This window comes from Streptomyces finlayi, assembly GCF_014216315.1.
Classification (GTDB): Bacteria; Actinomycetota; Actinomycetes; order Streptomycetales; family Streptomycetaceae; genus Streptomyces; species Streptomyces finlayi_A.
Map to the genome: position 1 here is coordinate 3,960,061 of NZ_CP045702.1, position 15,346 is coordinate 3,975,406.

The window sequence follows — 15,346 nt, forward strand, 5'->3', positions numbered from 1 at the left end:
TCTCCCGCGCCCGTACGGCAGTGGGGGAAAGGCGCTACCCGGCGCTGGGCGCCCGGCGCGTCAGCACCACCCGCGCCACCACCGCACCGACCGCCACCACCGCCCCCACCAGCAGCACCACCCACACCGTCGTCCGCAGCGAGGCGGTCAGCGCGTCGAACACCGCCGCCGCCCCGTCCCGGTCGCTGCCCGGCACCTCGTCCAGCACCCGGCTCCGGCCCACCGCGACCAGGACCCGCAGCACGAGCGCGCCGAGCACCAGCCCCGCCCCGGCGACCGAGGCGGCGAACAGCGCGCCCCGCAGCCGCCGCCGTACCGCCGCCGTACCCACCACCAGGACGATCAGCACCAGCGTCCCGATCGCGGGCCAGACGCTGCAGTACCGCAGCCATCCGAGCCGGCCGCGCAGTTCGTCCGCGCGGTCGGCCGAGAGCAGAGTGATGTCGGTGTGCTGGACGGGAATCAGATCCGCGAACGGCACTCCGTCGTTGACGAGTCCTTCCTTGACCTGCTGGACCACCGGAGCCAGATCGATGATCACGGGCTCCCCGCTGTTCCCGTCCAGAGCCTCGGTCACCGTCTCGTGGGAGGTCCGGTTGGCGAGGTCCCAGGCGTTCTGGAACGCCTCCGTCGTCGTGAACGACCGCACGGCGCCGCGCAGCAGCTCCTCGACGGCGTCCTGGAGCGGCCCCACGTCCAGCTGCTTCATCGCCTCGTCCGTGATCAGACCGGCCACCGTGCTCTGCACGGCGGCGTCGGAGGCGAGCGGGGAGAGCGCGGTGACATACCGGTCGGTGTCGTCGATCTCCAGGTCGACCCAGGCGGCCAGGGCGCTCAGGGGCACCAGTACGGCGAGCAGGACGAGCATGACGGCCGACAGGGTGACGGAGAGGTAGGTGCGCACACGCTCAGGGAATCCCGTACGGGGCCGGGGCGCCCCGATCCGTACGCCATTCGAGTTGCCGGGCGGCGCGGTCGGGTGTGCCCTGGAGGAACGGGGACGAGGGAAGGAGCTCTCCGCCATGGCCACACACGCAGCCATGCCGTCCCGCGGGTCCCACGGGTCCCGCACGCGGACGACTGCCCGGCATCACGGTCCGCTCGCCTGGATGGTGCCCCTCGCACTGGGCGTCATCTTCGGTTTCTACGCGGCGTTCATCGAGCGGGACGGCGGCCCGGTCACCGGCGGACAGGTCGTGCTCGGACTGGTCTCGGGCGTGGTCCTCGCCGCGCTCTGCTTCGCCCTGGGCCGCTACCGGCACGCGCTACCGCGTGAGCTGCGGGCCGCGGCGTTCGGTGCGCTGACGGCCTGTGCGATCGGATTTCTGACGAGTCTTACCGGTACCAGCGTGCTGCGGTCCGCCGGCATGGGAGCGTTGGTGGGAGCCGGTGTGTTCTGCGTCGCCTTCTACGTCTACTACACGCGGGAGGACTGAGCACCGGGGCCCTGAGGGGGAGCACGTCCGATCGCAGGCGCGACCGCCGGAACACTCCGGCGGTCGCCGTTCGCCGCGCCACCCCCTCGCAACGACAAGGGATGGAACATGACGACGGAACTGGCCATCGAGACCAACGGGCTGGTGAAGATCTTCGGAGACAACCGCGCGGTCGACGGCGTCGATCTCGCCGTGGCGCCCGGGACCGTGTACGGCGTCCTCGGGCCGAACGGCGCGGGGAAGACCACCACGGTACGGATGCTGGCGACGCTCCTGCGCCCCGACGGCGGCGAGGCGCGGGTGTTCGGCAAGGACGTCGTGAAGGACGCCGACGCCGTACGCGGTCTGGTGAGTCTCACCGGGCAGTACGCCTCCGTGGACGAGGACCTCACCGGTACCGAGAACCTCGTACTGCTCGCCCGGCTCCTCGGCCACGCGAAGCCCGCGGCGCGTACGCGCGCCGCGCAGTTGCTGGAGGCGTTCGGGTTGACCGGGGCGGCCGGCAAGCAGGTGAAGAACTACTCGGGCGGTATGCGCCGCCGAATCGACATCGCCGCGTCCATCCTGAACACCCCGGACCTGCTCTTCCTCGACGAGCCGACGACCGGGCTCGACCCGCGCAGCCGCAACCAGGTATGGGACATCGTGCGGGCCGTCGTCGCCCAGGGCACCACGGTCATGCTGACCACCCAGTACCTGGACGAGGCCGACCAGCTGGCCTCCCGGATCGCGGTCATCGACCACGGCAAGGTCATCGCCGAGGGGACGAAGGGCGAACTGAAGGCATCGGTCGGCGCCGGCTCCGTGCATCTGCGGCTGCGGGACGCCGAGCAGCGCCCCGAGGCCGAGCGGGTGCTGTCCGCCGCGCTCGACGCGACCGTGCAACTGGACGCGGACCCGGTCGCCCTCACCGCCCGCGTCAACGGGCACGGCACCGAACAGGGTGCCGCCGAACAGGCCGCACGCGCCCTCGCGGAGCTGGCCCGCTGCGGGATCACCGTGGACAACTTCTCGCTGGGACAGCCCAGCCTCGACGAGGTCTTCCTCGCGCTCACAGACAGGAAAGGAGTGGCGGCATGACCACCACGACCGACAGAACCGGGCTGCCCGAGGACGCCGCACTCGCCGCGCCCGACGCGGAGAGCCTCGCCGCCCTGCTGGTCGGCCAGGAGCGGCCGCCGAGACCGAGCGCGCTGTCGGCGTCTCTCACGTTCGGGTGGCGGGCCATGCTGAAGATCAAGCATGTGCCGGAGCAGCTCTTCGACGTGACGGCGTTCCCGATCATGATGGTGCTGATGTACACGTACCTCTTCGGTGGTGCGCTGGCCGGTTCCACCCAGGAGTACATCCAGTTCCTGCTGCCCGGCATCCTGGTGATGAGCGTCGTGATGATCACGATGTACACCGGGGTCGCGGTCAACACCGACATCACCAAGGGAGTCTTCGACCGCTTCCGTACGCTGCCGGTCTGGCGGCCCGCGGCGATGGTCGGCTATCTGCTCGGGGACGTCCTGCGGTACATCCTGGCCTCGGCGGTGATGCTGACGGTCGGCATCCTCATCGGCTACCGGCCGGACGGCGGACCGCTCGGTGTGCTGGCGGGCGTGGCGCTGCTGGTGGTCTTCTCGTTCTCGTTCTCGTGGATCTGGACCATGTTCGGGCTGATGCTGCGCACTGAGAAGTCCGTGATGGGCGTCAGCATGATGGTGATCTTCCCGCTGACCTTCCTGAGCAACGTCTTCGTCGACCCGAGCACGATGCCGGGCTGGCTCCAGGCGTTCGTGAACAACAGCCCGGTGACGCACCTCGCCTCCGCCGTACGGGAACTGATGGCCGGCGGCTGGCCCGCGACGGACATCGTCTGGTCGCTCGGGTGGTCGGCGCTCTTCGTGGCGGTGTTCGGCTCGGTGACGATGCGGCTCTACAACCGCAAGTGAGGACGCGGTTCCGCGCCGCGTCCTCACTCCCGGTCGCACATGCCCGGGGGCGGGCACAGACTGGAAGGCGAGGGGGTTCTCGGGTGCGGCACGGCCGATCGGCTCTGGAGGAGTCATGACGGCAACCACGCGGACGGATACGCCCGTCGCCATGGAAGGCGACGGTCTGGAACTGCGTATGCGGGACGTCGGCGGAGACATGTCCGTCGCCTTCGTACGGTTCCCGAAGGGCACGGACATGGGTCCGGCGCTCAAGGGGCAGCCCGATGACCTGTGCCAGTGCCCGCACTGGGGCTACCTGCTCAAGGGCCGGCTGAAGATGCGGACCAAGGCCGGGGACGAGGTGTACGAGGCGGGGCAGGCGTTCTACTGGCCGCCGGGTCATGCGCCCGAGGCGCTTGAGGACTGCGAGTACGTGGACTTCTCGCCCACCAAGGAGTTCAACGAGGTGATCGACCACGTCAAGGCGCAGTCGGCCTGACAGGCGTGGAGCGACCGGCGGCACCGACGACGAGCGGCACCGACGACGAGCACGCAGGACGAGCACGCAGGAGGGGCGGCCCGCATGACGCGGGCCGCCCCTCCGCCGCCGTTCCCGTCAGTCGCGTACGAAGGTCACCTCAGGCGCGTACGACGGTCACCGGGCACGGTGCGTGCTGGGTGACGTGGAGGCTGACCGAGCCGAGCAGGGTGGCCGCGAAACCGCTTCGGCCGCGGGCGCCGACGACCAGGAGACTCGCGCCCTTGGCCCGCTCCAGGAGTGCCTGCGTCGGGTTGCCGATCACGACGATCTTGCTGATGGCGGCGGCGCCCTCCGCGCCGAGGGCCTCCTCCAGCGCCTCGTTGAGCGAGACGGTGGCCAGGGCCTGAGGGTCGAAGTCCTCCGGCAGGCCCGGCATCATGGACGCCCAGCTGGTCGCGGGATACTCCCAGCTGTTCACCGCCTCGACAAAATCGCCGGTCAGTTCGGCCTGGCGTACGGCCCAGTGCAGTGCCTTGATCGACGACTCGGAGCCGTCCACGCCCACGACGATCCTGCCCATGTCTGCCTCCAGCTCGGTTCAGCTCGGTCCAGCCTGATGCGACGTTCGGTCCAACTGTAATCAAGCCGGATATTCCGCCCCGTCGGGGTGCCTGCGGCGCGTCAGTCCAGGCGGAGGTCGGCGAGCTGCTGCTCGAACGGCACGACCGCGTCCTCGCCGTCGGCCAGGCCGAGCGCCCTCGTCGCCCCGGACACCGTCCGTCCCAGGACCGCCGAGGCGAGCTCGCCCCCTGCCCGCCGGATGCGGGCGGGCAGGCCCTCGGTGTACTCGTCGCCGGACGAGCCCCAGTCCTCCGAGGCCGCGTACACGGAGGTCGGCAGGGTCACGGCCCGCAGATAGGCGAAGAGCGGGCGGAGCGCGTGCTCCAGGACCAGCGAGTGCCGGGCCGTGCCGCCCGTCGCCGCGATCACGACGGGCTTGCCGGTCAGCGCGGTGTGGTCGATCAGGTCGAAGAACGACTTGAACAGTCCGCTGTACGAGGCGGTGAAGACCGGTGTCACCGCGATCAGGCCGTCCGCCTCCGTCACCGCTTCCATCGCGTCCCTCAGGGCGCGCGGCGGGAATCCGGTGACCAGGTTGTTCGCGATGTCGACGGCCAGATCGCGCAGCTCGATGATCCGCACGTCGACCCTGCGGTCCTGGTCGGCCTCCAGCCGCTCACGGGCGGCCCCGGCCACCCGGTCGGCCAGCAGCCGGGTGGACGAGGGGCTGCTCAGCCCGGCCGAGACGGCGACGATCTTCAGGGGAGCGGTGGCGAACACGGTACTCAGACCTCCTTGGCGGCAGTGGTGGCGGCGACCGCCGGGTGGACCGGGCTGCTCTCCGGCACTCCGGCCGGCCGCAGCCGGGCGAACTCCTTGCGCAGCACCGGCACGACCTCTTCGCCGAGGATGTCGAGCTGCTCCAGGACCGTCTTGAGCGGGAGTCCCGCGTGGTCCATCAGGAACAGCTGGCGCTGGTAGTCGCCGACGGAGTCACGGAAGGACAGGGTCCGCTCGATGACCTCCTGCGGGGAGCCGACGGTCAGCGGGGTCTGCTCGGTGAAGTCCTCCAGCGAGGGCCCGTGACCGTAGACGGGCGCGTTGTCGAAGTACGGGCGGAACTCCCGTACCGCGTCCTGCGAGTTCTTCCGCATGAACACCTGGCCGCCGAGGCCCACGATGGCCTGCTCCTCGGCGCCGTGCCCGTGGTGGGCGAAGCGCCTGCGGTAGAGCTTCACCATCTTCTCGGTGTGCTCCAGGGGCCAGAAGATGTTGTTGTGGAAGAAGCCGTCGCCGTAGTACGCGGCCTGCTCGGCGATCTCCGGGGAGCGGATGGAGCCGTGCCAGACGAACGGCGGGACGCCGTCCAGCGGGCGCGGGGTGGCGGTGAAGGACTGGAGCGGGGTGCGGAACCTGCCCTCCCAGTCGACGACGTCCTCGCGCCACAGCTTGTGCAGCAGGGCGTAGTTCTCGATCGCCATCGGGATGCCCTGACGGATGTCCTTGCCGAACCAGGGGTAGACCGGTCCGGTGTTGCCGCGGCCCAGCATCAGGTCGATGCGGCCGTCCGCGAGGTGCTGGAGGGTGGCGTAGTCCTCGGCGATCTTCACCGGGTCATTGGTGGTGATCAGCGTGGTGGAGGTCGAGAGGATCAGGCTCTCGGTGCGGGCGGCGATGTAGCCGAGCGTGGTCGTCGGCGAGGACGGGACGAACGGCGGGTTGTGGTGCTCACCCGTCGCGAAGACGTCCAGGCCCACTTCCTCGGCCTTGAGCGCGATCTCGATCGTCGCCTTGATGCGCTCGTGCTCGCTCGGTGTCCGACCGTTCGTGGGATCGGTGGTGACGTCTCCGACGGTGAAGATCCCGAACTGCATGACGCCCGCCTCCAAGAGGTTTTGGTTGAATATTGAACTATGTGAACACATCCTACAACGAGGCACCCCCGCGACCTGTTCCGTATCCCCGGACGTGTCGGTTTCCGCTGGTCGGCGCCCCACCGCTCGGCCCGCGCGATCGCTTCCCGCCGTGCCCCGAAGATCTCCTCCCGGGCCGGGACGGAGGAGAGCCCGGTCACCGGAGCGGCCGGCACGATGAGGTGCCGGCCGGCGTAGGTCGTGGCGTGGTGGGTGAGAACCCCGTTGCGGAGGGTGGGGCGGTGCCGGGAGCGCCGAGCAGTCGCGGCCAGGTCGATGACCAGGCTCGTGTCCCAGGCGCGGGGGCGGTCCTTCGGCCAACCGCCCGGACGGAGCCGGGCAGTTACTCCGAGGTCAGTGCTTCAGCGCGGCAAGACCCTTCTTCATGTCCTCGGCGTTCATCACCGGCTGGATCTCGATCCTCGCGCCGAGCTGCTCGAAGAGCGGCTCCGCGATGCTGGGCAGCCGTGAACTGTCCTGCATGTCGAAGACGAAGGTGCAGGACCGGCCGCCCTCGCTGGGGCCGAAGTAGGACGCCTCGGGCTTGAGCGCTTCCATCATCTCCTGCATGACCTTCAGCAGCTGGCCGCTCTTGAGCGCGTCGTTCGAGACCTGGGTGTCCAGGTGTGCCCTCATCATGACTCTCATCGCAATTTCGCTCCTCACGCCCACCACGACCGGCGCGGTGCGGTCCGCGCTCGCTGAGACCTGGTGACGTCCCGCTCAGGCTCTCCTCGGGTGATCGGGGCGGCAACATCTCGTCCGCCGTCCGAGCCGGGCCGGTGCGTACTCCGGACGCGCCGTACGCCCACGGCCCCTCCCCGTACACTGGGCCGCATGACCTCCGTACTGTGCCGGAACTGGTGGCGCTCCTCCTAGGAGCGGCCACCTCATCTGCACGGAACCAGGGCCGTTCGACATGGACGGCCCTTTTTTGCTGCCTCCGGGCGGCGCGGATCCCCGGTTCGGCGGGCCGTCCTCCACGCATCAGCTACCCGCGCGAGGAGAGACCGACCGTGACCATCACCGCTTCCTCAATCCCGGCCACCGCGATCCCCACCACGCCCGCACAGACCCGCAGCACCGAGCTCGAACAGCAGCTACGGCACACCCCCGAACGCTTCCGGGTCCTGACCGGCGACCGCCCCACCGGCGCCCTCCACCTCGGCCACTACTTCGGCACCCTCCACAACCGGGTCCGGCTCCAGGACCTCGGCGCGGAGGTCTTCGTGCTCGTCGCCGACTACCAGGTCCTCACCGACCGGGACGTCGCCGAACGGCTCACCGAGTACGTGGACGGGCTGCTGCTCGACCATCTGGCGACCGGCATCGACCCCGCGCGCACCACGGTCTTCAACCACAGCGCCGTGCCCGCCCTCAACCAGCTCCTGCTGCCCTTCCTGAGCCTGGTCTCCGTCGCCGAGCTGGGCCGCAACCCCACGGTGAAGGACGAGATCGCGCACTCCCGGCAGTCCTCGGTCAGCGGGCTCATGTACACCTACCCCGTCCACCAGGCCGCCGACATCCTCTTCTGCAAGGGCAACCTGGTGCCCGTCGGCCAGGACCAGCTGCCGCACCTCGAAGTGACCCGGACGATCGCCAGGCGCTTCAACGAGCGGTACGGGGCCGTCTTCCCCGAACCGGACGCCCTGCTCTCCGCCGCACCCCTCCTCCTGGGCACCGACGGCACCAAGATGAGCAAGAGCCGCGCCAACTCGATCGCGCTCTCCGCCGACGAGGACGAGACGGCGCGGCTGATCAAGGGTGCGAGGACGGATGCCGAGCGCCGCATCACGTACGACCCGGAGGGCAGGCCCGGAGTGTCGAGCCTCGTGCTGCTCGCCGCGCTCTGTCTCGACCGCGACCCGCACGAGGTCGCCGAGGAGATCGGGAACGGCGGCGCGGCCGTCCTCAAGCGGACGGTGACCGAGGCGGTCAATACGCGCATGGCGCCGATCCGGGCCCGGCGCGCGGAGTACGCGCAGGACATGGCGTACGTACGGTCGGTGCTGCGCGCGGGCAACGAACGGGCGAACGAGATCGCCGAACGGACCCTGGACGAGGTACGGGACGCGATGGGCGGCCTGCGGTAACCGCGCCGGGCGGCTTCAGCGGCGCGTCATCGTCCGCTGCCCGCGCAGGAGTTCCGCCAGACCACGGCGGGTCGCGGCGATCACCACACGGTCCTCGGGGCGCAGTACGTACCCGGGGTGCAGGTCCCAGACCAGCCCCTGCGTCTGCCCTGCCGTCCCGGCGGCCGTCAGGTCGCGCTGCCGGTCTGCGGGCGGGGTGGCGTCCAGGGCCAGGACCCGCCAGGCACCCGCGCGGAACGCCTGCTCGACCGTGCGGCCCTCCAGCTGGGGGTGACCGGCCACCCCCAGCGCGGCGAACAGCATGACCTTCCGCTCGACCGGGATGGCGCCGAGGATCTGCCGGCCCATCATGGCGCCCGCGAACGACGGGGCGGCCAGATGGGAGACGGACCGGGAGCGGGTCAGGGCCTGGGGATGGGCGGTGCGCAGGGTGCGGTAGACGGCGTCGGCGAACCCGTCGTCGTACAGGCGCAGCACCACCCGCAGGTCCGGTTTGACCGAGCGGGCGTACAGCGCCGCCTCCAGATTCGTGGTGTCGATGCTGGTCAGAGCCAGCAGGGCACCCGCGCGATGGATCTTCGCCGCTTCCAGGACGCCTTCCTGGGTGACATCTCCTATGACCGTCGGGACATGCAGGCTCCGGGCCAGCGGGATACCGCGCGCCTCCGGGTCCTCCTCCACGACGACCACCGGGATGTTCAGTTCGCGCAGCCGCACCAGGACACGGGTGCCGATCTTGCCGAGTCCCAGCAGCACCACGTGTCCGGACAGTCCGCGTGGCGGGCGGCGCAGCGACGAGGTGGTGCGCAGGGAACCGAACGTCTCCAGGACGGCGGCGACCAGCAGGGGCAGCAGCATCAGTCCGGCCAGGCCGGAGAGCAGCTGGATGATCTGTCGGCCCGGCGGGTCGTCGAGCGCGGGGTCACCCATCGCGAACAGGTCGAGCAGCGTCAGGTAGGCGGCGTGCAGGGGGTGGTAGCCCGTGGACAGCACCGAGGCCACGGCCAGGCCGAGAACGGCCGCCGCGACGCCTGCCGCCGACCAGCGCAGCCTTCGCGAGAACACCTGGCTCAGCGGCGCGCCCCGCCCGCCCATGCGCTTCGCCGGCCGGTCCGGGTCCGCCTGGCTGATGTTCTCCAGGACGATGGTTCCGCGACCGGCGGCGGCCGCCACCGAGGCGGCGTCCGGGAGGAGCTGCGGCCCCTCGCCGCTGCTGTCGGAACCCTCGGCGCCCGCCGGGTCGTGCGTGGTGGAGGAGAGCAGCGCGAGCGTGCACAGCCCCGGGTCGGCCACCTCGCCGTGGCGTGGCGGCGGCCGCTCGGCGGCCCGCAGGAGCAGCCCTTCGGCCTGGATGACCTTGCTGCTGCCGGTGAGGGCGGTGGCGGCGAGCGCGGGGGCCGCCGTGTCCGCGTCGGAGAGGACCGTGGTGGAGGCGTCGAGCGCCACCTGGTCGAGTCCCGGCATGGCCAGCACCGCCGCCTGGTCGAGCAGCGTCTCCAGATGCTGGCCGAGCTTGCGGTTGTAGAGCCGGATGACCAGGCGCACCCGTGGGTTGAGGCGGCGGGCGGTCAGGGCGGCCCGGATGTTGCGCTCGTCGTCGTCGTAGACGAGCGCGAGCGCGGCGGCCCGGTCGATGCCCGCGTCCTCGAACACCTCGTCGGAGGGCTCGGGCGCCTCCAGGATGCGTACGGCCTCGACCCCGGCGTTCGTGTCGCCGGCCGCGGTGCCTGCCGCGCCGCCGTTGCGGTTCATGGCCGCCGACATGCGGCCGAACAGGGCCGCCGCCCGGCCGCGTTGGGTCATCTGGCTGTCCGCCCGGCCGGGGTCCCGGCCCGGCGGGAGGACCAGGGTGACCCGCTCGCCGTAGACGTAACGGAGCTCCACGGCCAGGCGCCTGGCCAGGGTGTCGTCGCCGCAGACGACCATGTGCCCGCCTTCGGCGGCACGTTGGGGCTGCTGAGGTAGTGGGGGCACGAAACCCAGCATGCCTTGCTCCCTCCGGTTCAGTCCGGCAGGTCGGTGATCTTGGCGTGACGCGCCCGGGGCGGGCCGGCGAGGAGGTGGCGCGGGTCCGTCGCCCGGACGATCGCCGTCTCGACGGCCGCGATCCGGTCCGAGAGCAGCCCCAGCGCCGCGACCGCACGGGACATGGGGTCGCCGTCCGGTCCGCCGAGTGCCTGCGTCCGTACGTACGAGGCGGTGACCGCCGCCCAGCGGTCGGCCTGCCCGGGGGTGAGGGTGCCGCGCAGGGCGGCCAGCTTCAGCAGGCTGGACTCGGCTCCGGTGGTGAGCGTCTGGGCCTCGCCCGCGTAGTGGTCGTCGATGACGGCGGACAGTTCCTCGTCGTTCATGACGGGCTCGATGCGCTCCGCGATCTTGTTCATGTCGCGGTAGGAGCCCTGGAGCCGGAACGGCGGCTCGGTGCGCGTCGCGTCCGTCCGCGCCGCCGAGGCGATGTACGCCGCGTTCACCGCGAGGACGGTGTCGCGGGCGGTCAGGAGGTGCCGGAGAACGGCGACGATCCGGTCCCTCTCGGCCGGGGTGTACGGGTGTTCCAGCCGGTCCGCCCGCGCCGAGGGGTCGGTCCCGGAGGCCATCCGGACCAGCAGCGCGAGGTCTTCCCGGGACCGGCCGGCCAGGGGGGCGAGCGCCGGGTTTGCGGTCAGCGCGTTCTCCACGAAGCTCAGCGCGAAGACGTCCTCGCGGCCACTGAGCACCTCGCCGAGATTCCAGACGTCGGCCCGGTTCGCGAGCATGTCCGGAATCCTGAACCGCTCCCCGGACTCGGTGTACGGATTGCCCGCCATGCACACCGCGAACCGCTTTCCCCGCAGGTCATAGCTGCGCGGCTCACCGTTCCTCACCCCTTCGACACGCCGGGTGGCATCACAGAGCGGAATGAACTTCTGGAGCAGTTCCGGCGAGGTGTGCTGGATGTCGTCGAGGTAGAGAAGGGTGTTGTTGCCCGCCTCCAGGGCGAAGTTGATCTTCTCGATCTCGTGGCGCGCCGTCGTGTTCTTCGCCTGCGCCGGGTCCAGGGACGTCACGTCATGGCCCAGATTCGGCCCGCTGATCTTGACGAGGACCATCCCGAGCCGGTCGGCGACGTACTCCATGAGCGTCGTCTTGCCGTAGCCCGGCGGTGATACGAGCAGCAGCAGGCCCTGCGAGTCGGTGCGCCGGTCGGCGTCGGCCGTTCCAAGCTGCTTGGCCAGGCTGTCCCCGATCAGCGGCAGGTACACCTCGTCGAGCAGCCGGTTCCGTACGAACGCCGACATCACGCGCGGCCGGTGGTCCTCCAGCCGCAGCTGCCGGCGTGCGTCGGCCACGAGACGGGTGCGCTGCTGCTGGTAGGCACGGAAGCCGGGGACCGTTCGGGCGCGGAACTCCTGGGTACGGGCGAGCAGTTCATCGATCCGGACAGTCGTCCGGCCCCCGTCGATCCGGGGGTGGTCGCCGAGCAGACCCTCGACGACAGCGGTGAGCGGGGCGTCGCACGCGTACCGCTCCAGCCCCGGGCACAGCTCCACGGCCACGGCCTCCGCCAGCTCCCCCGGCCCGGCCTCCGCCCCGCTCGCGGCGGCGTACGGGCCGAGCCAGCCCTCGACGAGCTGGCGCCGCGCCGCGAGGTCGCCGCCGAGGGCGGCGAGGTCGTCGTCGTACGCCGTAGTGCCCGTGGAACCACGGAACGTGTCGAGGAACGCGCGCGTCGCCGCGCTCGTCACGAACCCCGCGGGGCCGCTCGTCAGCTCCTCGAAGAGGTACGCGGCGACGGGATCCGCCGATTCCCCGCCGACCGCCTCGGCCCACTCCTCCTGGAGTACGGCGATGGCGGGCGCGAGCCCGAAGGTGTCGCGGGCCCGGGCCAGCGACACGGCACGGCGGGTCCAGGACGTACGCCGGGCCTCGTCGGCCCCGTACGTCCAGAACAGTTGCGCCGCGGCCCGCACCTGCGGCGGGAAGCGCAGCAGCCCCGCCCCCGCGTGCAGCCGCAGCAGCGCCGTCAGAAGAGCGGTGGCGTCCTCGTCGTGGACCCCGCGCTGATAACCCTCCTCGTACGCGGCTGCCGCCGACTCCCTTACCAGCGCGGCGAGTTCAGCGGCCCCGAGAGCGGCCAGGGTGTCCGCTCCGTGCGTGTCCAGGAGCCGCGCGGCGAGGTGTTCGGCGCGGTAGACGGACGGCGACTCCGAGGGCAGGAGCATGTCCCAGTAGGGACGGGTCGCCGCGAACGCCGGGTCGGTGACCGGCGCGCGGTAGTCCGTCCCGGTGAGGGTGAGGGCGAGGCCGTCGCCGGACGGGACGAGCGTCAGATCGAAGGGCTGGGTGGTGACCGCGAACCGGTGCCGTCCGAGCCGGATCACGGAGCCGCCGTCGGCGTACAGTTCCGTGCGGTCGCGCAGTGCCCGCCCGGCCTCCTGCCGGGCCGCCTTCAGCCGGCCGTCCAGCTCCTCGGCGCGTACGGGATCGCCCAGTTCACGCAGCTCGTCCGCTGTGCGGCGCACCTTGGCGACCATCGGGTCGGAGGCGAAGTAGGTGTGGACGGCGTCCAGGTCCGCCAGTCCGGTCAGCCGCCGGGAGACCGTCTCCAGGACCCGGCTCGCGGAGTCGGCGAGCCGCTCGGCGCGCCGGGCGCGGGCGTCCTGGAGGGCCTGCTTACGGGCCGAGAGCGCCTCGTAGACCTCGGTCCGCCGCTCGCCCAGCGCGCCGAGGAAGTCGTCGGAGTCCGCGAACCGGGATTCCAGGTTCTCCAGCCTGAGCAGCAGCCGGGCCAGCTGCTCGTCGCAGGATTCGGGGGAGTCCGCGGCGGCCAGTGCCGCCGTGACAGCCTGCCCGAGCAGGGCGAACTCGGCCGCGAACTCGGCCCGCCCCTCGTGCGAGAGCAACTCCCTGCGACGGGCGTCGAGCGTGGCTCGGGCCCGGTTCGCACCGCCCAGCACCTCCCCGATGCGCTCCAGGATTGACGTACGGACGGTCGCGTCACCGATGTCGAGACCGGTGACCAGGTCCGTGACGGTGCTCAGGCCGTCCGTCATCGCCGCCAGCCGGCCGGCCGCCGCTGAGGCGTCCGCGACGGTGGCGAGCTCCGCCGCTTGCGCCGTGAGCCGCGCGATGTCCTCGTGGTACCCGGTGAACGCGTCCGCACGGCCGAGGAAGGCCACGGCCCGCTGGGTGGCCGACGCGAGGTCGCTCTCGGCGTCGGCGCAGAGCGCGGCGATCCGCTCGGTGTCGGCGTACCGCATCTCGGCGAGGGTCGCCAGGTGGCCCTGCGCCTCGCGCAGTTCGGTGAGCCGGTCCACCCACGCGGCGGCGGTGTCCGGGGCCTCGCCGCGGAGACGGCGGACCAGGGCGGTGAGCCGGTCAGCCGTCTCGGTGAGGGCCGCGGCGGCCCGGCCGGTCAGCTCGGTGACGGTCTCGAACTCGGCGAGAACCTGCTGGGCCGTCTCCCGCAGCTCCCCCAACGGCGCGTGCAGCGAACCCAGTTCGGCGTCGGCCAGCCAGTGGTACCGGTCCCCTGCCCGTACGCAGTCGGCGACGAGCTGTCGGTACACGGCGGCCGTCGGTGTCATCGTCCGGACGCCGTGGGCCAGGGCGAGGCAGTCCGAGATCCCGCGCACCAGGTCGGCGTTGCCTGTCCGGGCGAGGGGGCCGGTGCCGGCCGGCCGTGCGGCGGCGTACGTGTCGGAGACGTACGGGGTCCGCCAGCGCTGCAGGGGGTGCACCCGGCTCGCGCCGTCGGCGTTCTCGCGGAGCAGCACGAGCGTGCCGTCGTCGAGCAGGGCGTGGCCCCGCCCGGTGAGCGGAGTGGCGACTTCCTGGCGGATCAGGTTGTACGGGAGGAGGAGCGTGCGGCTCTCGTCCCGGGAGCGGAAGACGTACAGGACGTCTTCGCCGTTGGGTGAGCGGACGGCCCCTTCGAAGACCGGGTCGGTCAGCTCCTCCGCGATGTCGAACGTCTTGGCGATGCCGGTGGTGAGGTAGTAGCCGCCTGGGAAGATGATCCCCTGGTCCTCGGGGAGGCGGTGGCAGGACGGCCCGATCCCGTCGAGCCGCTCGACGGCCGACAGCAGGGTGTTGAAGACCAGGTACCGCCAGGTCTCCTCCTTGTAGGGGCGCACCCGCAGCAGGACGAGCGGCCCGGACTCCGCGTACTCGACGTCGGCGTCCGCGAGCGACTGGAGGGGCTCGTCGACCGGTTCCTCGTAGATGCCTCCGGGCGACTCGGTGTCGTTGACCGTCTTGACCGTGAGCGAGCCGCCGAGCGTGTCGACGAACAGCGCACCGGACCCGCCGACCGCGATGTGCGGATGGCGTCCGGGGACGTGCGACTCGCGGCCCGTGGGGGTCCAGGTGAAGTCGTGCGCGTCGGGGAAGACGTGATCGCGGTCGCCGCGCGCGTCCATGAACGGTCCGGGGGAGCCGTCGGGCCGCAGCTCCCACCGCAGGACGCGCAGGTCATCGGCGGTCTCCCCGGTCCGGAAGACGGCGAGCAGCCGACCGTTGACCCGGCGCAGCCGGAGCAGCCGCGCGTCACGGAAGTAGCGGTGCAGCCCGGCGAACTCCCGCACGAAGGCCTCGTCGGAGAGCGGCCCCCCGTCTCCCTTCGCCTCCTCCAGTTCGGCGGTACGGAGCAGGAGGACGTCCTCCACCGAGACGTCACCGCCGGCCCCCGGCCCCCGCTCGAACCCGAACAGCAACTGCCCGCCCACGGCCACCAGGTCCCGGACGACGGCCTGCCGCCCGGTCCGGATCTGCTCGGTGGACAGCAACTCCAGTCCAGCGGACCCGAACTCCTCGGTACGCCGGGCATTCAGCGCCTCGGCCCGCCGGACCAGTTCCCCGGCCTGCCGTGCGAGCCGCCGCCGAAGCACCTCATAGGCCCCGTCCTCCACACCGGTCACGCCCCCGAGGCTGCTGTCGCTGTCCATGACGTACGGCTCCCTAA

General features: G+C 71.4%; 12 protein-coding genes. 5 read left to right on the plus strand and 7 right to left on the minus strand.

Features of this window, described 5'->3' with window-relative positions:
* Nucleotides 1-34 precede the first annotated feature (34 nt).
* Entirely contained in the window at nucleotides 35-904 is an 870-nt protein-coding gene (locus F0344_RS18320; protein WP_185299811.1) for a hypothetical protein, read from the minus strand.
* 118 nt (nucleotides 905-1,022) lie between these two features.
* Between F0344_RS18320 and F0344_RS18325 the strand changes: the two genes are divergently transcribed.
* From F0344_RS18325 to F0344_RS18340, 4 genes are all read left to right on the plus strand, one after another.
* A complete protein-coding gene (locus F0344_RS18325) occupies nucleotides 1,023-1,436 on the plus strand; it encodes a hypothetical protein (protein ID WP_185299812.1) in 414 nt (137 codons plus the stop codon).
* Between the two features lie 108 nt (nucleotides 1,437-1,544).
* Nucleotides 1,545-2,516, plus strand: coding sequence for an ATP-binding cassette domain-containing protein (locus F0344_RS18330; RefSeq protein WP_185299813.1), 972 nt, complete (start codon nucleotides 1,545-1,547; stop codon nucleotides 2,514-2,516).
* Complete coding sequence (locus F0344_RS18335; protein WP_185299814.1) at nucleotides 2,513-3,373, plus strand: ABC transporter permease; 861 nt, start codon at nucleotides 2,513-2,515, stop codon at nucleotides 3,371-3,373. Before F0344_RS18330 ends, F0344_RS18335 begins: the two co-directional genes overlap by 4 nt.
* 115 nt (nucleotides 3,374-3,488) lie before the next feature.
* Nucleotides 3,489-3,854, plus strand: coding sequence for a hypothetical protein (locus F0344_RS18340; protein ID WP_185299815.1), 366 nt, complete (start codon nucleotides 3,489-3,491; stop codon nucleotides 3,852-3,854).
* Between the two features lie 139 nt (nucleotides 3,855-3,993).
* Here F0344_RS18340 and F0344_RS18345 read toward each other — a convergent pair whose 3' ends face one another.
* The 4 genes from F0344_RS18345 to F0344_RS18360 form a co-directional block, all read right to left on the minus strand.
* On the minus strand, nucleotides 3,994-4,416 hold the full coding sequence (locus F0344_RS18345) for a universal stress protein (protein WP_185299816.1): 423 nt from the start codon (nucleotides 4,414-4,416) through the stop codon (nucleotides 3,994-3,996).
* A 101-nt stretch (nucleotides 4,417-4,517) separates the two neighbouring features.
* The gene (locus tag F0344_RS18350; protein ID WP_185299817.1) at nucleotides 4,518-5,177 is read right to left on the minus strand and encodes an FMN reductase; all 660 of its coding nucleotides are present in this window, start codon (nucleotides 5,175-5,177) and stop codon (nucleotides 4,518-4,520) included.
* Between the two features lie 5 nt (nucleotides 5,178-5,182).
* Complete coding sequence (locus F0344_RS18355; RefSeq protein WP_185299818.1) at nucleotides 5,183-6,271, minus strand: LLM class flavin-dependent oxidoreductase; 1,089 nt, start codon at nucleotides 6,269-6,271, stop codon at nucleotides 5,183-5,185.
* Between the two features lie 393 nt (nucleotides 6,272-6,664).
* A complete protein-coding gene (locus F0344_RS18360) occupies nucleotides 6,665-6,958 on the minus strand; it encodes a DUF3303 family protein (protein ID WP_185299819.1) in 294 nt (97 codons plus the stop codon).
* 368 nt (nucleotides 6,959-7,326) lie between these two features.
* Here F0344_RS18360 and trpS point away from each other — a divergent pair, with 368 nt between their 5' ends.
* A complete protein-coding gene (gene trpS, locus F0344_RS18365; protein WP_258049993.1) occupies nucleotides 7,327-8,403 on the plus strand; it encodes a tryptophan--tRNA ligase in 1,077 nt (358 codons plus the stop codon).
* Between the two features lie 15 nt (nucleotides 8,404-8,418).
* On the opposite strand, the gene F0344_RS18370 is transcribed toward trpS, so the two are convergent.
* Both F0344_RS18370 and F0344_RS18375 read right to left on the minus strand, forming a co-directional pair.
* Complete coding sequence (locus F0344_RS18370; protein ID WP_185299820.1) at nucleotides 8,419-10,389, minus strand: NAD-binding protein; 1,971 nt, start codon at nucleotides 10,387-10,389, stop codon at nucleotides 8,419-8,421.
* A 17-nt stretch (nucleotides 10,390-10,406) separates the two neighbouring features.
* Nucleotides 10,407-15,329 (minus strand): DNA repair ATPase, encoded by a 4,923-nt coding sequence (locus tag F0344_RS18375; protein WP_185299821.1) that lies wholly within the window; start codon nucleotides 15,327-15,329, stop codon nucleotides 10,407-10,409.
* Nucleotides 15,330-15,346: the final 17 nt, after the last annotated feature.